Raw genomic sequence first — 19,374 nt, 5'->3', positions numbered from 1 at the left:
TCACAAAATTTGATTTATCGCCCTCAGTTGCCACCCCGCCGGAGTGTGGTCGATCCGGGTGACGGAGAGATTGTCGATCTTATGCGCAAAGGCTTCGGAGGCTGTCAGGCCGGCGGCGCGTTGCACCTGACACAGGATCTGGCCAAAGTGACCCACGACGATGATGTCCTGGCCGCGATGGGTCCGACACAGCACATCGATCCGGTCAGACACGCGCTGCAACAGGGTGTTCCAGCTTTCACCATTGGGCGGCGCAATGTCACCGGGCTGTTCCCAGAAGGCGCGGATGTGGTCCGGGGAGTGCGCATCAACCTCTGACCAGCGTTGCTGCTCCCAGTCACCGAAGTGCATCTCGCGCAGGTCTCGGGCATGTGGCAACCGGCGGCGGGGGCCCTGAATGGCATCCGCCGTGGTGACTGCGCGGCGCAGGTCGGAGGAGACCACAACCGCATCCGCGGGCAGGCTCTCCGACAAACGTGCAAGCGCTGCGGTATCCGACAGGTCGGCAGGCAGGTCGGACCAGCCCACCATGCATTTTGCGTGGGTCGGCCCGTGGCGGACCATGTGAAATCGTGTGATCACAGCGCCCCCTTCAGCACCAGAGGCAACCCTGCCGCAACCAGGACGACGCGCTCCGCCTGTTCGGCCAGGGCGATGTTCAATCGCCCCTGGGCCTCGCGGAAGCGGCGGGCGAGGGCGTTCTCCGGTACGATGCCTAGCCCGGTTTCATTGCTGACCATCACGACCTCGGCAGGGCAGTCGGCGATGGCCGCCAGCAGCGCCTCGGTTTCCTGCTCCAGATCATGCTCGGCCAGCAGGTGATTGGTCAGCCACATTGTTGCGCAATCCATCAGCAGGACATCCTCTGCCTGCACACGCGGCATCACCCGGCTGGCATCAAAAGGTTCTTCGATCGTGGTCCAGCCCCCGCCTCTCTGGGTCAGATGGCGGGCGACCTTCTGTTGCATCTCGGGGTCAAGTATTTGTGATGTTGCCCAGTAGATCCGGTTTTTTCCTGTGTTCACACAGGCTTGCTCGGCGAACGCGGATTTTCCGGATGCGGCGCCGCCGAGAATAACTGTGACTCTGCCCGACAAGATGGGTACCCTCAAAGTTGTAAGTGTGCTTCGCGTTGCGACAGGTCTCGCAACCGGCAAGACAATACGGCGCTGCTGCCGAACCCTTCAATGCCCCAATCACTTTCGACAGTCAGCTAGACTATTTTTGAACCAAAGCCGGCCCTCACGCGTTGTCAACGTAGTTCTTAGAACAGGGAGTTTAAAATGGCACTGGACGAGACCACCGAAAACCCCCTCCCGAAGCGGGCGATGAAAGCCGAGCTTCTGGATGCTGAAACCGAGTTGGCGCTCGCCTATGCGTGGCGGGACCAGCAGGATGTGCAGGCGCTGCATCGCCTGATCACGGCGTATATGCGGCTCGCGGTGTCGATGGCCTCGAAGTTCCGTCGCTACGGTGCGCCCATGAACGACCTGATCCAGGAAGCGGGCCTGGGGCTGATGAAGGCAGCGGAGAAATTCGATCCGGACCGCGGCGTGCGATTTTCGACCTACGCGGTGTGGTGGATCAAGGCGTCGATCCAGGATTACGTGATGCGCAACTGGTCGATGGTGCGCACCGGCTCCACCTCGGCGCAGAAATCCCTGTTCTTCAACATGCGCCGGGTTCAGGCGCAGCTGGAACGCGCCGCAGAGAGCGAAGGGGTCGAGCTGGACCGGCACAAGCTGCACCAGATGATCGCCGAGGAAATCGGCGTGCCGCTGCGCGATGTTGAAATGATGGATGGCCGCCTGGCCGGGGCGGATTTCTCGCTCAATGCCGTGCAGTCCGCCGATGAGGACGGGCGGGAGTGGATCGACGCGCTGGAGGACGACCGCGAGCAAGCGGCAGAGCTGGTCGAGGCCGATCATGACACGCGCAAGCTGCGCAACTGGCTGGTGACGGCGCTCAATGGGCTCAACGAGCGGGAGCGCTTTATCGTGCGCGAACGCAAGCTGCGCGAAGATCCCCGCACGCTGGAAAGCCTCGGCACCGAACTGGGCCTGTCCAAGGAACGGGTGCGGCAGCTGGAGGCGGCAGCCTTTGTGAAAATGCGCAAGACGCTTGAAGGTCAGTCCCGCGAGGTGCAGAACTTCCTCTTATGAGGAAGACGACTGGAACACGCAGAGCTGGCCTGTCGGGCCCGGCGCTCGCAATGGCCGGGCACCTGAAAGCCCTGACACAGCTGACACTGGCAGGCTGGATCGGGTTTTGGGTTCTGTTTTTTTTCGGCCCTGCGATGGCGCAATCGGAGGTTTCCCCGGATCTATTGCGGCGCGCAATGCAGGCCGACATCGTCATTCTGGGCGAGGTGCATGACAACCCGGACCACCACAGGGCGCAGGCTGCCCTGATTTCCGGGATCGCCCCTGCGGCGGTGGTATGGGAAATGCTGACGCAGCAGCAGGCGGCGCGTTTGACGCCAGAGGTGCTGCAAGCGGCGGATGACCTGCCGCAGGTGCTGGCCTGGCAACAGTCCGGGTGGCCCGAGTTTTCCCTGTACAGACCGGTTTTTGAAGCTGCCCGCGCGGCGCGTCACTGGGGCGCGGCGGTGCCGCGTGCCGACGCGCGGACGGCGATGCGCGAAGGCGTGGCCAGCTTCTTTGGGGCCGATGCCGGTCGCTTTGGTCTGGATATGCCCCTTGCCGCGCCAGAACAGGCCGAACGCGAGGCCGACCAGCAGGCGGCCCATTGCAATGCGCTGCCAGAACATCTGCTGCCCGCAATGGTTGATATTCAATGTTTGCGGGATGCCACCCTTGCCCGGGCCGCGCTGGCGGCACTGACTGAGACCGGGGGACCGGTGGTGGTGATCACAGGCAATGGCCATGCGCGTCGCGATCGCGGGGTACCGGTCTATCTGCACAGGGCGTCTGACGCGGTGGCGGTGTTTACCCTGGGTCAGGCCGAGGCCGGTCGGGTCCAAGGGGACTTCGATGCGGTTGTCTCCGCCCCGCCGGTCGAACGCCCGGACCCCTGCGCGGCCTTCGACTGACCCATGTGACGGACCGGGGCCGACCCTCTGTTCCAGGACCGGCGGCGCGGGCCTGTCCCGGAGACAGGAAACCGGTTTCCTCTCCTCCACGGGCACAGTAGGGTGAAGGGCATCGGGCTGCGCGAGGGCACATCATGTTGTCAGGTAAACATATTCTGTTGATTATCGGCGGCGGCATTGCGGCCTATAAAACGCTGGAGCTGATCCGTCGGCTGCAGGACAAAGGCGCGCGGGTGACCCCGGTGTTGACCCGTGCGGGAGAGGAGTTCGTGACACCACTGTCGGTCTCCGCTCTGGCCGGTACCGCGGTGCACAGGGATCTGTTCGACCTGACCGCAGAGGCCGAGATGGGGCATATCCAGCTGTCGCGCAGCGCCGATCTTCTGGTGGTGGCGCCGGCAACCGCGGATCTGATGGCGAAAATGGCACAGGGCCACGCCAATGATCTGGCTTCGACGTTGCTTCTGGCGACCGATACGCCGATCCTGCTGGCGCCCGCGATGAATGTGCGGATGTGGCAGCACCCGGCCACCCGGCGCAATCTGGCGCAACTGATGGAGGACGGCGTGCAGGTCGTCGGGCCGGATGAAGGCGGCATGGCCTGTGGCGAATTCGGCCCGGGGCGGCTGGCAGAACCCGATGAGATCTTGCGCGCGATTGCCGCGCATTTCGATACGGGGCCGCTCGCGGGCAAGCGGATCGTCGTCACCTCCGGCCCGACCCATGAACCGATCGATCCGGTGCGCTACATTGCCAACCGTTCTTCTGGCGCGCAGGGCACGGCGGTGGCCCGTGCTCTGCGGGCGTTGGGGGCGGAGGTCGTGTTTGTCACCGGCCCTGCAACGGTGCCCCCGCCGGAAGGGGTGGAGGTGGTGCCGGTGGAAACCGCACGTGAGATGGCTGCGGCCGTGGATGCGGCGTTGCCGGCGGATGCTGCCGTGTTTGCGGCGGCCGTGGCCGATTGGCGCGTCACCTCTGCCGGGGACCGCAAGCTGAAGAAATCCAAGGACGGGCTGCCCACGCTCGACTTTGCCGAGAACCCTGACATCCTGAAAGGGGTGGCCCAGCGGCAAACAGGCCGCCCGGCGCTGGTTGTGGGATTTGCCGCGGAAACCAACGATGTGATCGAACACGCCACCGCCAAGCGACTGCGCAAGGGGTGCGACTGGATTGTGGCCAATGATGTCTCACCCGCCACGGGAATCATGGGCGGTCAGGAGAATTCCGTGACCGTCATTTCCGATTCCGGGGCAGAGGCCTGGCCGCGCATGGCCAAGGAGGCGGTGGCCGAAAAACTCGCCCGTGAAATCGCCGACGCGCTGGCCGCGCCAAAGCCGGTGACTTGACCCGGTGAAATTGCCTTTGATTTCAGGGTAGGGCGGACTGAACCGGACGCCCCCGGTCACGTTGTACATCCGGAAAACGGAATTTTTTACGGAAAGTCATCGGCAGCGTTTACCAATTTGTGAGTAGAACAGAACAGATTGAGCGCAATGGTGCCGTGTTGCGCGCTGTTGTGTCGTTCCAGGTGTGTCCGCGTCGTGTGTCCCGACGCGCTGTGTTAACAGGTGTGAATATGTCTCATGGTGTTGCAGGTGTGCCCCTGCCAGTCTGCCCGCAAACGGGGGGCTGTCCTCAATGGCCCGGTCTCGGGTCTCAGCGCGCGGCGGTGCCGTGATGCGGCGGGACATGAATGTTCTGGTGCTGGAGGAGGATGTCATGCTCGGGCAGGTCCTGTGCGACATGCTTCGGCTGCACCGGGTCGGAACCCTGCAGCTGGCGACAAGCGAAGTCGATGCATGCCAGATGATGCAGGCGCAGAGCTTTGACATCTGCATCCTTGCGGCGCATCTGCGCGGTCTGCCCAGTGCCGAGGCGGTCGCCCTGGCAAATGCGCAGCGCCTGCCGGTTCTGTTGCTCACCAACGGGATCGAGGATGCAAGCGGCGCGGTGCAGCCGGATCACGGCATCGCGGTGCAGAAACCGGCGCATGAGGAGGACATCCGCCGGGCCTTGGCCGAGTTGATGCAAGACGCCTAGCGGTCCGCGCGGGCCTGTCCCGTTTCGCAGGATCGACCGGCGGTGATTTGCACCTGCCCCCCGCCGTGGTAAAGGGCGGCGGCCGGATGCGCTGGCAGTCATGGGTGTTCCACCCGTGCGCCGCCCGCTATCCTGACGCCAACCGAAGCTTGCACCGGGGCGGGGGCCCGTCCAAGTCGCATCCATGGGAACGGGCCGTATGAGCGATCACAGCATTCCATTTATCGTGGGGATCGCAGCATCCGCCGGTGGCCTGGAGGCTGTGTCGGACCTTGTTCAGGCGCTGGGGGATCGACATGGCGCCACCTTCGTGATCGCGCAGCACATGTCGCCCACACATACAAGCATGCTGAGCGCGCTGATCTCGCGCGAAACGCAGCTGCCGGTGGCGGAGCTGACCGACGATCTGGACCTGCGCCCGGCGCCCGACACGATCTATGTGGCCATGCCCGGCTATGACGTGGTGGTGACCGAGCAGGGGTTGCTCGGGCTGCGCGCGCCGGAGGGACCGCCCGGCCGCCCGAAACCGCTGGCGGACCGGTTGTTCAAATCCATGGCAGAGCAGTGTGGCGACGCCTGCGCCGCCATCATCCTGTCGGGAACCGGCAGCGACGGCAGCTATGGGGTGCGCGCCATCCGTGAAGCAGGCGGGATCACCATCGCGCAGGACCCGGAGCGCTCGAAATACGCCGGCATGCCATCCTCGGCCCTGCATACCGGCTGCGTTGACCTGACCCTGTCCCCGGACGAGATCGGAACCCACCTTGGCAAGATCCTGTCCCGGCCACGCGATCTGGGCGCCTTGCACGACCTGCACGGAAAGCCGAACAAGCTGTCAGACCTGCTCCAGGTGCTGTCGGCCCGCACCGGGGTGGATTTCCGCGAATACAAGGCCTCCACGATCAGTCGGCGTATCACCCGGCGCATGTTGGCCTTGGGGTTTGCGGACTACGGTGCCTATGTCGATTTTTGCCGCGGTGATCCGGCCGAGGTTGAGGCGCTCTACAAGGATCTGATGATCTCGGTGACGCGGTTTTTTCGCGACCCGCAGCAGTTCGACGCGCTGAAGGCAAGTCTTCGCGACATGCTGGAGAAGATGGACCGCAGCGATCAGCGCACCATTCGGGTCTGGGTCGCAGGATGCGCCACCGGCGAAGAGGCCTATTCGGTTGCGATTCTGATCCTCGAAGCGATGGGCGGCATCGAGAAGGTTGCGCAGCGCCGGTTGCAGGTCTTTGCCACCGATATCGACCAACAGGCGCTGGATGTGGCGCGGCGTGGCGCTTATCCGATTTCCGCCGTCAGCGATATTCCGGACGACCTGGTGGATCGGTATTTCCTGGTGCGCTCGGAGACGGTCGAGGTCCGCAAATCCCTGCGCGCCTTTGTGCTGTTCTCGCGCCACAACGTGATCCAGGATCCGCCGTTCACCAATCTCGACTGCATCAGCTTGCGCAACCTGCTGATTTATTTCAGCAGCGCGTTGCAGGACAAGGTGCTGGCCCGGATGGGATATGCGCTCGCGCCCCAGGGGCTGCTGTTTCTTGGCGCGGCAGAAACCATCGGGTCGATGGACAATGTGTTCGAGGCCACTCAGACCTCAGACCGGATCTTTCGCAAACGGGTGATGACACGCAAACCCGTGGTTGAGTCGTTTCTGCCGCCGCCAGTTGGCGAGGACCTTCACACCCCGGACCCGACCCGGCGTGTTGCCGATACGGCGCGCAATCACGCTGCGTCGCAACAGTTCGATAGCCTGATCCGGGTCCTGGCTCCCAACGGGTTCCTGGCCAGCAGCACGGGTGCGATCCTGCGCGTCATCGGCGATATTTCCTTTGTGACCGCCCTGACCGAAAGCACGGGGTTGCAGGTGGACCTGAAAATCCTGCTGCCGCAGCTGCGCGGTGAGGCCGCAAGCCTGCTCAATGTGTCCCTGCGCGGCAATGCGATGCGCCGTGGCCAATGGCACCGCCTGGCCGACAGCGCGCACGAAGAGGTGCGACTGACCTGCTACCCGATCACGACCGGCGGCGAAAGCGATGGCGGCGGCGTCGTCCTGATCGCGGTGGAGACGCGCCCTCGGCAGGCGCCCTCCAGCACCCCGGAGAACCTGGAGCCGGGCGAGCAAGAGCAATACATCCGCCAGATCGAGGACGAAGTGGTTTCCACCCGCGAGGCGCTGCAACAGACCATCGAGGAGTTGCAGACCGCCAACGAGGAATTGCAATCGGTGAACGAGGAAATGCAGGCCGCCAACGAGGAACTGCAATCCACCAACAAGGAACTGGAGAGCTCGAACGAGGAATTGCAGTCCACCAATGAGGAGCTGATCACCGTCAACGAGGAAATCCAGGTCAATTCTGCCGAGATCCAGCACCTCAGCGCGGAACTGGCGGCAGTGCTGCGTGCCAACCCCTTTGTGATGATCGTGGTGGACCAGGCCTTGCAGGTCCGCCACGCCTCGCGCCAGGCGATGCGCTTGTTCGAACTGGACAGCCTGCCAAAATCGGGGGTTCACATCAATCAATGCGCCGCCGTCGCCGGGATGCCGGATCTCACCAGCCGGATCAACCGGGTGTTCCGCTCCCGCTCAGCGCTGGTCGAGACTGCGGAATTCCAGGGGGCGCGTCATGAACTGACCTTTACCCCGTTTCATCAGAAAGATGGCCGGGGTCTGATCGGCGTTGCGGTCACCATCGTGTGAACAGGCTCGCCCGGGTCTGTGTCAATTGCATATGTCATGTGGCAATTCGGGCCCGAACCGGGGCATAACCGGAGCGCGCCCGCCCGTGCTGCACGTCGGGTGCGACGGATGACGAAGAGGAAAGTCCCATGACATCAGCGCCCTTTGCTGTGGAAGTGAAGATTCTTGACCCGCGCATTCGCGAGTGGGGCATGCCCGCGTATCAGACCTCAGGGGCGGCGGCGATCGACCTGTTTGCCTGTATCGATGCCCCGATGGAGATTGAACCGCAGGCGCCGGCGGTGCTCGTCCCCTCGGGGTTGGCGTTCTACATGGGCGACACCAGCTGTGCCGCCCTGGTGCTGCCGCGCTCCGGTCTGGGACACAAGAAAGGCCTGGTGATGGGCAACAGCGTCGGGCTGATCGATGCGGATTATACCGGTCAGGTCTTTATCAGCACCTGGAACCGAAACCCGTCCGGGGCCGATCCCATCCGTATCGAGCCTGGAGAGCGTATTGCCCAGCTGATGTTTGTGCCGGTTCTGCATGCCGCCCTCGATGTGGTCGACACGTTCTCTGATGCGACCGAGCGCGGGGCGGGGGGTTTTGGCTCCACCGGCACAGGGGGCGGCGCATGATCCTGGTCTTTGGACTGGCCGGGCTGATCTGGTGGGGCGGGCGCTTGTTCGGACTGGAGCGCAGCCTGCGGGCGGCGTTGCTGGGGGTGCTGTTCTGTGCGGTGCTGGCGATCCAGCTGACCTTGCCTGACGGCGCGCCGCTGAGAGAGGCGACGGGAGGCTCTGCCAGCCTGTGGCTGCTTCTGGCAGGTGGGGGCGTTCTGGTTGCGCTCTATTCCGCGGTGTTGCGGCGGTTGCGCTCGCGGGCTGCGCCGACGCAGTCGGATTCGGACGAGGCCGGGCCCGATGCGCCTGCCTTCTCCGATGCCGAACTCAATCGCTATGCCCGCCATATCGTCCTGCGTGAGGTCGGCGGCCTGGGCCAGAAACGGCTGAAGGACGCCCGGGTGCTGGTGATCGGGGCCGGCGGGCTTGGTGCGCCGGTGTTGCAATATCTGGCCGCCGCCGGCGTCGGCACCATTGGTGTGGTGGATGATGACACGGTTGAAAACGCCAACCTGCAACGACAGGTGATCCACCGGGATCGCGACATCGGCCTGCCCAAGGTGTTTTCGGCCCAGGCCGCGATGGAAGCGCAGAACCCCTTTGTCACCGTGCGCCCCTACCAGCGCCGCCTGACCGAGGACGTCGCCGCAGAGCTGTTTGCCGATTATGATCTGATCCTGGACGGCACCGACAATTTCGCCACCCGGTACCTCGCCAACCGCACCGCGGTCGAGCAGCAGAAACCGCTGATCTCCGGTGCGCTGTCGCAATGGGAAGGGCAGATTTCCGTCTTCGACCCGACACGGGGCGGTCCGTGCTATCAGTGCATCTTCCCCGAAGCCCCCGCCGAAGGGCTTGCACCAAGCTGCGCCGAAGCGGGCGTGATCGGCCCGTTGCCCGGTGTTTTGGGCACAATGATGGCTGTGGAGGCCGTGAAACAGATCACCGGCGCCGGAGAGGTCTTGCGTTCGCAGATGTTGATCTACGATGGTCTCTATGGTGAAACCCGCCGGATCGCGCTCAAGGCGCGTGCCGAGTGTCCGATTTGTGGACCCAATAACGGCACCCCGGCCCCGACAGGAGAAAACTGACCATGACCCGCCCCTTTGCTTTGGCCGCCCTTGCGATGGCCGTCTTTGCCACTGGCGCATTTGCCGCCGATCTGCCGGATCTTGACGGGCGCGAGGTCGTGGTCGCAAGCGAGAACACCTATCCGCCGTTGCAGTTCATCGACCCCAACAGCGCTGAGGCGATCGGCTGGGAATATGACGCGGTGGCCGAGATCGCAGACCGGCTGAACATGACGGTGGTGTATGAAAACACCAGCTGGGACGCGATGATCCCCGCGATCACCGCCAGCCAGTACGATATGGCGATGAATGGCATTACCATTCGCGACGACCGCAAGGAAAAGGTCGATTTTTCCGAAAGTTACCTGACCTCGCAGATGCGCATGATCGTGGCGGGGGATGAGGACCGGTTTGCCGATGCGGCAGGCTTTGCCGCCGATCAGGATCTGCTGGCCGCGGCCCAGCCCGGCACCACGCCCTTTTACGTGACCGTCTATGACGTGCTGGATGGCGATGAGGCCAACCCGCGCATCAAGTTGTTTGAGACCTTCGGCGCTTCGTTGCAGGCGCTGCGCACGGGCGATGTTGATCTGGCTTTGTCCGACAGCACCGCGGCCGCAGGTGTGGTTGCGGCGTCGGACGGCGCGCTGAAGATCATTGGCGAACCGCTCGGCACCGAGGATTTTGGCTTCATCTTCCCCAAGGGCAGCGATCTGGTGGAGCCCGTGAATGCGGCGCTGGCGGAAATGAAGGCCGATGGCACGCTTGATGCGCTCAACAAGAAATGGTTCCTCGACTACAAGATGGGCCAATAAACGCCCCATACTTTGAACCTCAATACCGCCCCGGCCAGTCCTCAGGCCGGGGTTTGTCGTGACAGGGCAAGCACATGACCAATCGCCACAAGCGCGAAGACAAAGAAGATTTCCCGTGGTGGCTGGTGGCCGTCGGGCTGACGGCGCTCTATCTGGGCATCGAGGTTGCGCGCAGCGACGTCTACGCCCAGATCATGAACACGCTCTGGCGTGGGGTGGGGATCACCGTCTTTGTGACGGTCGTGAGCTTCTTTTCGGCCTCAGTTCTGGGCATGGCGCTGGCGCTGGGCGCGGATTCACGCTGGCTTGTGCTGCGTCAGACCTGCCGGTTCTACGTCGAGGTGGTGCGCGGCGTGCCGATCATCGTGCTGTTGCTTTATGTGGCCTTTGTGCTGGCACCGGCCCTGGTGGATCTGCGCAACTGGCTGGGCAGTTTCATCGGGCTGGAGGACATCCGCACGCGAAACTTCCCGCTGTTGTGGCGCGCCATTGTGGCGCTGATGATCGCCTATTCCGCCTTTATCGCCGAGGTGTTTCGCGCAGGCCTGCAATCGGTGCCCGAAGGTCAGGTCGAGGCAGCAAAGGCGCTGGGTCTCTCTGGCTGGCAGCGGTTCCGGTTCATTGTATTTCCGCAGGCGATCCGCACGATCCTGCCGCCGCTTGGCAATGATTTTGTGGCGCTGGTCAAGGATTCCTCGCTGGTGTCCGTGCTTGGTGTTCTCGACATCACCCAGCTTGGAAAGGTCACGGCGGCCAGCAATTTCCGCTATTTCGAGACCTACAACATGGTGGCGCTGATCTATTTGGCGATGACCATTTCCCTGTCGCTGGGCCTGCGCGCCCTGGAACGCCACCTGCGCAACAAGCAGGATCAGCAATAGCGCGTCAGATCGTTTTGCGGGCGTAGAAAACCGAAGGGCCGCGGACAGATTGCAGGTCGGAAGGGAAGGCGCTAGCGTCGACCCAAAGGAGACCTCACATGACAAATCCGCTGCTGCGCGACTGGCAAACACCCTTTGGGATTGCGCCCTTCGATCAGATTTCCGACGATGATTTTGCCCCCGCGCTCGACCAGGCCCTTGCCGCGCATCAGGCGCAGATCGAGGCCATCGCCACCAATCCCGAGCCGCCCACATTTGCCAATGTGGTGGAGGCACTGGAGACCCCCTGTCAGCCGCTCGAGCAGGTGCTGTCGGTATTCTTCTCGGTCGCCGGTGCGGACAGCAACCCAGCGCGTGAGGCACTGCAGCGGGAGTTTTCGCCTAAGCTGGCCGCGCATTTTTCAGCAATCACCGCCAACAAGGCGCTCTATGCCCGGGTGCAGGCGGTCTGGGAGCAGCGCGATGACCTTGACCTGACGGATGAGCAGGCCCGTGTTCTGATGCTCACCCACCGTGGGTTTGTGCGTGGTGGCGCGGCGCTTCAGGGTGCGGACGATACGCGCATGCAGGAGATCAAATCGCGCCTGGCAACGCTTGGGACCAATTTCACTCAGAACCTTCTTGCGGATGAGCGGGCGTGGTTCATGGAGCTGACGGAGGGTGACCTCGAAGGCCTGCCCGAGTTTGTGGTCAAAGCGGCGCGCACGGCGGGCGAGGAAAAGGGCGCGTCCGGTCCGGTGATAACGCTTGCGCGTTCGATCGTGACGCCCTTCCTGCAATTTTCGCCCCGGCGGGATCTGCGCGAAAAAGCATTCCGCGCCTGGGCGGCGCGTGGCGCCAATGGCGGTGACCACGACAACCGCGCAATTGCCGCTGAAATCCTGACCCTGCGGGAAGAGCGCGCCAAGCTGCTGGGCTATGAGAATTTCGCCGCCTACAAGCTGGAAACCGAAATGGCCAAAACGCCAGAGGCCGTGCGCGGCCTCTTGATGGATGTCTGGGGGCCGGCCCAGGCGCAGGCCGACAAGGACGCCGAGGTGCTGACGCGGATGATGCATGAGGATGGCATCAACGGCGATCTGGAGCCGTGGGACTGGCACTATTACGCAGAGAAACGCCGCAAGATCGAACATGACCTCGATGAGGCAGAGCTGAAACCCTACCTGCAGCTTGACCGGATGATCGAGGCGGCCTTTGCCTGTGCCAATCGCCTGTTCGGGCTGGAGTTCGCACCGCTTGATGTGCCGCTTTATCACAAGGATTGCCGCGCGTGGGAGGTGACCCGGAACGGCAAGCATCTGGCCGTGTTCATCGGCGATTATTTTGCCCGTGGCTCCAAACGCTCCGGCGCGTGGTGTTCGGCGATGCGGGCGCAGGCGAGGTTCCCCGAGGCGCAGACGCCCATCGTGGTCAATGTCTGCAATTTCGCCAAAGGGGACCCGGCGCTGTTGTCCTATGACGATGCGCGCACGTTGTTTCACGAGTTCGGGCACGCTCTGCACCAGATGCTGTCGGATGTGACCTATGAGAGTGTCTCGGGCACCTCCGTGGCGCGTGATTTTGTGGAACTGCCGAGCCAGCTTTATGAGCATTGGCTCGAAGTGCCCGAGGTGCTGCAAGAGTTTGCCACCCACGCGGAAACTGGTGAGCCGATGCCAAAGGCAATGCTCGACAAGGTGTTGGGAGCGGCGACGTTCAACATGGGCTTTCAGACCGTGGAATATGTCGCTTCGGCACTGGTGGATCTGGAGTTCCACGATGGTGCCGCCCCCGCTGACCCGATGGCAAAACAGGCCGAAGTTCTGGCCGAGATCGGCATGCCCTCAGCCATTGTCATGCGCCATGCAACGCCGCAGTTTGCGCATGTGTTTTCGGGCGATGGCTATTCCTCGGGCTATTACAGCTACATGTGGTCAGAGGTGATGGATGCGGACGCCTTTGCCTCCTTTGAGGAGGCCGGTGGCGCGTTTGACCCCGAACGTGCCAAGGCGCTGGAGGCGCATATCCTCTCCAGGGGCGGGTCTGAGGATGCGGCGGATCTTTATACGGCGTTCCGGGGACGGTTGCCCGGTGTTGAGGCGCTTTTGAAAGGGCGCGGGCTGGCAGCAAAGTAAGCGCCCCCTGCGGGGGCGCGGCCTCCGGCGGAGGTATTTTGAAAAAGATGAAGAGGGGCGCGATGCGGCGCCCTTCTTTGTTAGTAGCCGCGCTCGCGGTCTACCACATGCACGAAATCCTCGCCTGCCTCGCCGCGGCGGATGTTGTCTGCAATCACGCGCGATGCGGTGAGGGGCCGGGTTTCGGCGGCAATATGCGGTGTGACCGTGACGCGCGGATGCGCCCAGTAGGGATGATCGTGGGGCAGGGGCTCTACCCGGAAGACATCCAGCGTTGCGTGGTCGATCTGACCGCTGTCCAGCGCAGCCAGCAGAGCCGTGTCATCGATCAGCGGCCCACGCCCCGGATTGATGAGCCGCGCGCCTTTGGGGAGAAACCCGAGGCTTTGTGCGTTCAGGATGTTTTCTGTCTGCGGGGTGTCTGGCAACAGCAGCACCACGATCTGCGCGTCTGCGAGCGCGGGCTTGAGACCACCGGAGCCGTGGTGACAGGTCACCTCCGGCAGGTCCTTGGCGGTGCGCGACCACCCCGACACCGGAAAGCCCAGCTGTGTCAGCGCCTTGGCGCAGGCTTGACCCAACGCGCCGAGGCCGAGGATGGTCACCGGGCGTTCCTCTGCCAATGGGGGCACATAGGGCAGCCAGCGGTCTTGCAACGCGACGGACCGGTCGATTTCCAGATGGTAGCGCAGCAGGTGGCCGGTGACCCATTCGACCATGGATTGGGTCAGGCCCGGATCAACCATCCGACACAGGGGCTGGGTCAGAGTTTCATTGCCGGTGATGTTTTCAACCCCGGCCCATAGGTTCAACACCGCCATGCAGCGGGTATAGGGGCGAAAGTCCTGCACGTCGGAATTGGGCGCGTAGATGATGTAGTCCACCTCCTCCGGCGCAAAATCCTGACGCAGATCGACCTTCAGCCCTGCGTCCGCAAAGGCGGCTTTGAGCGGGGCCTCATAGGTCTCCCAGCGTTCGGGACGGGCGGCAAACAGGGCGTTGATCATGTGGCAAAGACCCCGTCCATATCGGCAAAGCCCTTGACCTCGATCGGATTGCCGGCCGGGTCGTAAAAGAACATGGTGCTCTGTTCGCCCGGTTCGCCCTTGAAGCGGGTGGTCGGGGGGATCTCAAACTCCACGCCCGCCTCGTGCAGCCGTTCGGCGAGGCGTTCCCATTGATCCTGCGGCAGGATCACCCCGAGATGCGGCATCGGCACCAGATGTTCGCCGACGCGCCCGGTCTTTGCTGTTGCAAACGGGGTGCCCTTGTGCAGCGAGATCTGGTGGCCGAAAAAGTCGAAGTCGATCCAGCTGTCGGTGCTGCGCCCGGCGCGGCAGCCGAGCGTTTCGGCGTAGAAATGACGGGCGGCATCAAGGTCATCGACATGGTAGGCGAGGTGAAAGATGCTCATGCGGTGTCTCCTGCATCGGGAAATCGGGTGTGCCATCCATAGCCCCCGGGCCGGGGGCGGGGCCAGCCGGTTTTTGATCGGGCCCTGCGCAGCGGCGCCATCTGAGCGGTGTCAGCGCGGGCGGTGGACGTTGGCGCTCTGAACAATGCCAAAGGCAGCCAGCAAGACCATCATGGCCGACCCGCCATAGGACACCAGCGGCAGGGGGACACCGACAACCGGCGCCAGCCCCATGACCATCGACATATTGACCGCAAAGAACAAAAAGAAGTTCAGCGCAATGCCCAGGGTCACCAGCGACGAAAACCGGTCCTTGGTCGAGATCGCGGTGACGATGCAGAACAGGATGATCAGCATGTAGATCACCAACAGGGTCACACCACCCACAAAGCCGAATTCCTCGGCCAGCGTGGTAAAGATGAAATCGGTCTGTTTCTCCGGCAGGAAGTTCAGCCGCGATTGGGTGCCCTGCATGAAGCCGCGACCGGACCAGCCACCCGATCCCAGCGCGATCTTGGATTGGGTGATGTGATAGCCCGCCCCCAAGGGATCCTGAGAGGGGTCGAGGAAGGTATCAATCCGCCGGTACTGATAGTCCTTGAGCAGTTGCCAGTCGCTGCCCCGGCTCTGGAACACGGCGGTGACCAGCCCGATCGCCGCGGCGATCACCGCCGCGAAATAGGCCCAGTGCACACCGGCGAGAAACATCACGCCGCCGCCTGCCGCCAGCAGCAGGATCGAGGTGCCAAGGTCCGGCTGCTTCAGCACCAGAAAGGTCGGCAGGATAATCAGGAGCACCGGCAGGATCACAAACAGCGGGCGCGAGGTGCGGTTGGCGGGCAACCAGTCGTAATAGGCCGCCAGCACCATCACCAGCGTGATCTTCATCAGTTCCGAGGGTTGCAGCCGGATCGGTCCGATGTCGACCCAGCGCTGCGCGCCCATGCCGACAGAGCCGAACAGCTCAACCGCGACCAGCAAGAGGAGCGCGATCAGATAGGCGAGCACGGAGATATTGCGCCAGAACCAGATCGGAACCATCGCCACCACCAGCATGGCGCCCAGGCCGACCATGAAACGTTTGGCCTGTGGTTCGACCCAGGGCGTGAACGACCCGCCCGCCACCGAATACAGCATCAGGAACCCGATCCCCGCCGCCGCTGACAACAGCAGCACCAGCGGCCAGTTCAGGTAGAAGATCTTGCGCAGCCCGGTCGGGGTCGATTTGGCATGATATTCAAGATAGCTCATGCCTGATCGTTCCCGCCGCTCTCAGCGCGTTTCAGCCGTTCGCGTTCCAGGCGTTCCTGCTGCGCTTCGATCTTGCGGCGATCTCCGGCCGGGTAGGCGTCCAGCGGCGGTGTGCCCCCATAGAGCGCCTGCAACATCACGTCCCGCGCAATCGGTGCGGCCGCGGTCGATCCGCCGCCGCCATGTTCGACGACAACCGAAACCGCGTATTTGGGATTGTCGAAGGGGGCAAAGCAGACAAACAGCGCGTGGTCGCGGCGCTCCCAAGGCAGGTCCTCGTTGCGGATCACCCCCGCAGCGCGTTCGGCGGCGGTGATGTTGCGCACCTGGCTGGTGCCGGTCTTGCCCGCCATCCGCATGCCATCGGCGATGATGCGTGATCGGTAGCCGGTGCCGCGCCGGTCATTGCTGACCGCATACATGGCCTTGCGCACCTGTCTCAGATGGGTTTCGCTGATGTCCAGGGGCGTGCCGGCGCCCGAAGGCTCCTCGACGCCATTGACGGATTTCACCAGCCGGGGGGTGACGCTGCGGCCAGAGGCGATCCGCGCGCTCATCACCGCCAGCTGCATCGGCGAGGCCAGCATGTAGCCCTGTCCGATCGAGGCGTTCACCGTATCGCCAACGAGCCAGTCCTGACCATAGGTGCGGGATTTCCACGCCCGGTCCGGCGCCAGCCCTGCGGCGACGGCGGACATCGGCAGGTCGTGACGGATGCCGAGCCCCAGTTTGTTGGCCATTTCCGAAATGCGGTCGATGCCGACCTTGATGGCCAGGTCATAATAGTAGACGTCGCAGGAACTCTTGAGCGAATCCAGCAGGTTGACATGGCCGTGCCCGGCACGTTTCCAGCAGTGGAACCGCCGCCCGGACACTTCGAGATGGCCCGGGCACCAGGTGGTTTCCTCAGGCGTGATGACACCGTTTTCCAGTCCCGCAAGCGCCGTCACCATCTTGAAGGTGGAGCCGGGCGGATAGGTGCCCTGCACGGTCTTGTTGGCGAGCGGCCGATAGGGATCTTCGGTCAGCGCGCGATAATCGGCAACGGAAATGCCGCGCACGAACAGGTTCGGGTCGAAACTCGGGCTGGAGCAGATCGCGCGGATGTCCCCGTTTTCGATGTCAACCACCACGGCGGCAGCGCTTTCGCGTCCAAGGCGGGCCTGCACATAGCTCTGCAGTTCCGCATCCATGGTCAGCTGCATGTCGGCGCCCGCAACCCCCTCGCGGCGGTCCAGCTCTCGCATGACGCGGCCAGCGGCGTTGACCTCCACCCGTTTGGTGCCGGCCTTGCCGCGCAGGGTTTCCTCCAGCTTGGACTCAAACCCGACCTTGCCGAACTGGAAGCGCGGGGTCAGCAGCACCGGGTCGGGATCTTCCATCTTGGAGAGGTCATAGTCCGACACCGGGCCGACATAGCCGACGACATGGGCAAAGTCCTCGCCCTGCGGATAGACCCGCGACAGGCCGACCTCGGGGGTGATCCCGGGCAGGGCCGGCGCATTCACCGCGACCTTGGAAATATCATCCCAGGACAGCTGATCGGCCAGCGTGATCGGCAGAAACGGGCGCGAGCGGCGCATTTCCGTGCGGGCGCGCTCCAGGTCCTCTTCGTCCAGCGGCAACAAGCGGCTGAGATTGGCAATCACCGCCTCAACATCGCCTGCGTCTTCGGGCACCATGACGATCCGATAGGAGGGGGAATTCTGGGCGATGATCATCCCGTTGCGGTCATAGATCTCGCCACGGCTGGGCGCGAGCAGGCGAATGTTGATCCGGTTCTCTTCCGCCAGCAGGCGGAACTGATCCGCCTGATCCACCTGCAGGAACCGCATCCGCATCGCCAGCGCACCGGCAAAGCCAAGCTGGAGCCCGCCCAGCACCAGCGTGCGGCGGGTCACGGTGCGATGGCTGTTGTCGAGCTCTTTCGGGTTGCGTTTCACGGGCGGGCTCCCAGGGTTTCGGCATCTGCCGCCGAAAGGCGCCGGACCCCGATCACGCTCTGGCTGAGAAGCACGACAAGAGGATAGGCGGCGATGGTCATGATGACTTGCACCAGTATCAGGGCAATATGGGCTTGTTCCACGGCAAGAATGCCAAGGATCACCCGATTGAGCAACGCTATGCCGATCACAATGACGGAGATCGCAAACCACTCGGCCAGAAACGGGGTCTCCCGATGCGGGGACAGACGCGAGCGTGCAAACTCGCAGGCCAGCAGCACCAGCAGCGCCCAGAGGCCGGGCGGGCGTTGAAACAGCAGGTCGGCGAGGAACATCACCGCCGCGATCAGCAGCGGCGGCACGAAATCCGGGCGACGCACCGACCAGGCCAGCGACATCGCCAGCAGCAGATCCGGCGGGCTCCAGCGCCGCGGCAGCGTGTCCAGCGGCAGCAGGTGAAAGAACATGATCAGGAGCGCAAGACCCGCGTAGGCCGCGCGCATGAGCCAGATCGCCGTTGGCGTCGTCCTAGCCATTGTCGGCCTCACGGGCGGGGGCGGTTTCGGCGTCGTTGCCCTCCAGCAGCGTGTCCGGGCGGGGCAGGGGGATCATGTCTTCCGGCACGGGCGCGATCAGCGCACCCGGGTCGGAAATCAGGGTGCTGCCCTGATGGCGCAAGACCCGCAGGAACTCCAGCCGTTCGTAATCGGCCGACAGGCGCACCCGCAGGCGGCCGGCCCGGTCCTGCGCAACCTGTCCGATCAGCAGACCGGGCGGGAAGACATGGCCGTCCCCCGAGGTCACCACACGGTCGCCGGGGCGGATCAGTTCCGGGTTCTCGACAAAGTTCAGCAGCGGCGCGGCGGTGTTGTCGCCGCTGACCAGCGCGGTCTGGCCGGAGGGCTGCAAGGTGGCGGGCACGGCGCTGGCGGCATCGGTCAGCAGGATCACGCGGGCGGTATCAAGCCCGGTGCCGGAGATACGCCCCACCAGGCCGATCCCGTCCATCGCGGCCCAGCCATCCTGGATGCCGTCCCGGGCGCCCACGTTCAGCAGCACCGACTGGCGGAACGGTGACCCCGAATCCGCCAGCACCACCCCGGTGACATAGGTCAGCTGCGGATCGAGGCGCACATTGTTGAGGTCCAGAAGCCGCGCGTTCTCCTGTTCCAGTTGCAGGGCCGCCTCTTTCCAGGCGCGCATCTGCCGCAACTCGGAGCGCAATTCCTGGTTCTGCTCCGACAGGCGCTGGTAGCTCTGAAAATCACGCAGCAGGTTCACCACGCTGGTGACCGGCACCATGGCCCATTGCATATTGGGCACCACCGCATCGACCACCTGGGCCCGGAACCGCTCCACGCGCGGGCTGTCGATGCGCCAGACCAGAAAGATGACCGCCAGTACCAACACCAGAAGCCCGACAAGCAGACGCTTGAGCGGGCCAGCATAATCATCGCGCTGTGACCGATCTTTGGCCAAGGCTCTCCT

18 protein-coding genes are annotated in these 19,374 nt (G+C 63.7%); 10 read left to right on the top strand and 8 right to left on the bottom strand.

The window, feature by feature from the left end; translation table 11 throughout:
- Complete coding sequence (locus ACXAF5_RS15150; RefSeq protein WP_474947230.1) at positions 1–582, bottom strand: histidine phosphatase family protein; 582 nt, start codon at positions 580–582, stop codon at positions 1–3.
- Entirely contained in the window at positions 579–1,097 is a 519-nt protein-coding gene (gene cobU / locus ACXAF5_RS15145) for a bifunctional adenosylcobinamide kinase/adenosylcobinamide-phosphate guanylyltransferase (protein WP_474947229.1), read from the bottom strand. The genes ACXAF5_RS15150 and cobU overlap by 4 nt, the downstream gene beginning before the upstream one ends.
- Positions 1,098–1,283: 186 nt before the next feature.
- On the opposite strand from cobU, the gene ACXAF5_RS15140 reads away from it, so the two are divergent.
- From ACXAF5_RS15140 to ACXAF5_RS15095, 10 genes are all read left to right on the top strand, one after another.
- Positions 1,284–2,162, top strand: a complete 879-nt coding sequence (locus ACXAF5_RS15140) for an RNA polymerase factor sigma-32 (protein WP_474947228.1) — start codon at positions 1,284–1,286, stop codon at positions 2,160–2,162.
- A gap of 50 nt (positions 2,163–2,212) precedes the next feature.
- Positions 2,213–3,052 (top strand): ChaN family lipoprotein, encoded by an 840-nt coding sequence (locus ACXAF5_RS15135; RefSeq protein WP_474947227.1) that lies wholly within the window; start codon positions 2,213–2,215, stop codon positions 3,050–3,052.
- A gap of 134 nt (positions 3,053–3,186) precedes the next feature.
- On the top strand, positions 3,187–4,398 hold the full coding sequence (gene coaBC, locus ACXAF5_RS15130) for a bifunctional phosphopantothenoylcysteine decarboxylase/phosphopantothenate--cysteine ligase CoaBC (RefSeq protein WP_474947226.1): 1,212 nt from the start codon (positions 3,187–3,189) through the stop codon (positions 4,396–4,398).
- Between the two features lie 292 nt (positions 4,399–4,690).
- Positions 4,691–5,092 carry a hypothetical protein gene (locus ACXAF5_RS15125; RefSeq protein ID WP_474947225.1) on the top strand — a complete coding sequence of 134 codons (402 nt, stop codon included), beginning with the start codon at positions 4,691–4,693 and terminating at the stop codon, positions 5,090–5,092.
- 199 nt (positions 5,093–5,291) lie between these two features.
- Positions 5,292–7,796, top strand: coding sequence for a CheR family methyltransferase (locus tag ACXAF5_RS15120; protein ID WP_474947224.1), 2,505 nt, complete (start codon positions 5,292–5,294; stop codon positions 7,794–7,796).
- 128 nt (positions 7,797–7,924) lie between these two features.
- A complete protein-coding gene (gene dut / locus ACXAF5_RS15115; RefSeq protein WP_474947223.1) occupies positions 7,925–8,413 on the top strand; it encodes a dUTP diphosphatase in 489 nt (162 codons plus the stop codon).
- Positions 8,410–9,489, top strand: a complete 1,080-nt coding sequence (locus ACXAF5_RS15110; RefSeq protein ID WP_474947222.1) for a HesA/MoeB/ThiF family protein — start codon at positions 8,410–8,412, stop codon at positions 9,487–9,489. The genes dut and ACXAF5_RS15110 overlap by 4 nt, the downstream gene beginning before the upstream one ends.
- A 2-nt stretch (positions 9,490–9,491) precedes the next feature.
- Positions 9,492–10,283, top strand: a complete 792-nt coding sequence (locus tag ACXAF5_RS15105) for a transporter substrate-binding domain-containing protein (RefSeq protein WP_474947221.1) — start codon at positions 9,492–9,494, stop codon at positions 10,281–10,283.
- A gap of 74 nt (positions 10,284–10,357) precedes the next feature.
- Entirely contained in the window at positions 10,358–11,164 is an 807-nt protein-coding gene (locus ACXAF5_RS15100) for an amino acid ABC transporter permease (RefSeq protein WP_474947220.1), read from the top strand.
- Between the two features lie 98 nt (positions 11,165–11,262).
- Positions 11,263–13,278, top strand: coding sequence for a M3 family metallopeptidase (locus ACXAF5_RS15095; RefSeq protein ID WP_474947219.1), 2,016 nt, complete (start codon positions 11,263–11,265; stop codon positions 13,276–13,278).
- Between the two features lie 80 nt (positions 13,279–13,358).
- Here the strand turns inward: ACXAF5_RS15095 and ACXAF5_RS15090 are convergent, their stop codons facing one another.
- The 6 genes from ACXAF5_RS15090 to mreC form a co-directional block, all read right to left on the bottom strand.
- Positions 13,359–14,285 carry a 2-hydroxyacid dehydrogenase gene (locus ACXAF5_RS15090; protein ID WP_474947218.1) on the bottom strand — a complete coding sequence of 309 codons (927 nt, stop codon included), beginning with the start codon at positions 14,283–14,285 and terminating at the stop codon, positions 13,359–13,361.
- Positions 14,282–14,692, bottom strand: a complete 411-nt coding sequence (locus tag ACXAF5_RS15085) for a VOC family protein (RefSeq protein ID WP_239322798.1) — start codon at positions 14,690–14,692, stop codon at positions 14,282–14,284. Before ACXAF5_RS15085 ends, ACXAF5_RS15090 begins: the two co-directional genes overlap by 4 nt.
- Positions 14,693–14,803: 111 nt before the next feature.
- A complete protein-coding gene (rodA, locus tag ACXAF5_RS15080; RefSeq protein ID WP_239367317.1) occupies positions 14,804–15,943 on the bottom strand; it encodes a rod shape-determining protein RodA in 1,140 nt (379 codons plus the stop codon).
- Positions 15,940–17,886 carry a penicillin-binding protein 2 gene (gene mrdA / locus ACXAF5_RS15075; RefSeq protein WP_474947217.1) on the bottom strand — a complete coding sequence of 649 codons (1,947 nt, stop codon included), beginning with the start codon at positions 17,884–17,886 and terminating at the stop codon, positions 15,940–15,942. Before mrdA ends, rodA begins: the two co-directional genes overlap by 4 nt.
- Entirely contained in the window at positions 17,883–18,422 is a 540-nt protein-coding gene (locus ACXAF5_RS15070; protein ID WP_239367313.1) for a rod shape-determining protein MreD, read from the bottom strand. The genes mrdA and ACXAF5_RS15070 overlap by 4 nt, the downstream gene beginning before the upstream one ends.
- A complete protein-coding gene (gene mreC / locus ACXAF5_RS15065) occupies positions 18,415–19,365 on the bottom strand; it encodes a rod shape-determining protein MreC (protein ID WP_474947216.1) in 951 nt (316 codons plus the stop codon). Before mreC ends, ACXAF5_RS15070 begins: the two co-directional genes overlap by 8 nt.
- Positions 19,366–19,374 lie beyond the last annotated feature (9 nt).

Source organism: Epibacterium sp. ABV4_022 (assembly GCF_056159345.1).
Note: the sequence above shows the minus strand (reverse complement) of the source record. Positions and strands in the feature narration are given on the sequence as shown.

Bases quoted from the DNA above. Each gene is read 5' to 3' on its own strand.
- ACXAF5_RS15140 (WP_474947228.1), top strand. From the start codon at position 1,284: ATGGCACTGGACGAGACCACCGAAAACCCCCTCCCGAAGCGGGCGATG.
- ACXAF5_RS15135 (WP_474947227.1), top strand. From the start codon at position 2,213: ATGGCCGGGCACCTGAAAGCCCTGACACAGCTGACACTGGCAGGCTGG.
- coaBC (WP_474947226.1), top strand. From the start codon at position 3,187: ATGTTGTCAGGTAAACATATTCTGTTGATTATCGGCGGCGGCATTGCG.
- ACXAF5_RS15125 (WP_474947225.1), top strand. From the start codon at position 4,691: ATGGCCCGGTCTCGGGTCTCAGCGCGCGGCGGTGCCGTGATGCGGCGG.
- ACXAF5_RS15120 (WP_474947224.1), top strand. From the start codon at position 5,292: ATGAGCGATCACAGCATTCCATTTATCGTGGGGATCGCAGCATCCGCC.
- dut (WP_474947223.1), top strand. From the start codon at position 7,925: ATGACATCAGCGCCCTTTGCTGTGGAAGTGAAGATTCTTGACCCGCGC.
- ACXAF5_RS15110 (WP_474947222.1), top strand. From the start codon at position 8,410: ATGATCCTGGTCTTTGGACTGGCCGGGCTGATCTGGTGGGGCGGGCGC.
- ACXAF5_RS15105 (WP_474947221.1), top strand. From the start codon at position 9,492: ATGACCCGCCCCTTTGCTTTGGCCGCCCTTGCGATGGCCGTCTTTGCC.
- ACXAF5_RS15100 (WP_474947220.1), top strand. From the start codon at position 10,358: ATGACCAATCGCCACAAGCGCGAAGACAAAGAAGATTTCCCGTGGTGG.
- ACXAF5_RS15095 (WP_474947219.1), top strand. From the start codon at position 11,263: ATGACAAATCCGCTGCTGCGCGACTGGCAAACACCCTTTGGGATTGCG.
- ACXAF5_RS15090 (WP_474947218.1), bottom strand. From the start codon at position 14,285: ATGATCAACGCCCTGTTTGCCGCCCGTCCCGAACGCTGGGAGACCTAT.
- ACXAF5_RS15085 (WP_239322798.1), bottom strand. From the start codon at position 14,692: ATGAGCATCTTTCACCTCGCCTACCATGTCGATGACCTTGATGCCGCC.
- rodA (WP_239367317.1), bottom strand. From the start codon at position 15,943: ATGAGCTATCTTGAATATCATGCCAAATCGACCCCGACCGGGCTGCGC.
- ACXAF5_RS15070 (WP_239367313.1), bottom strand. From the start codon at position 18,422: ATGGCTAGGACGACGCCAACGGCGATCTGGCTCATGCGCGCGGCCTAC.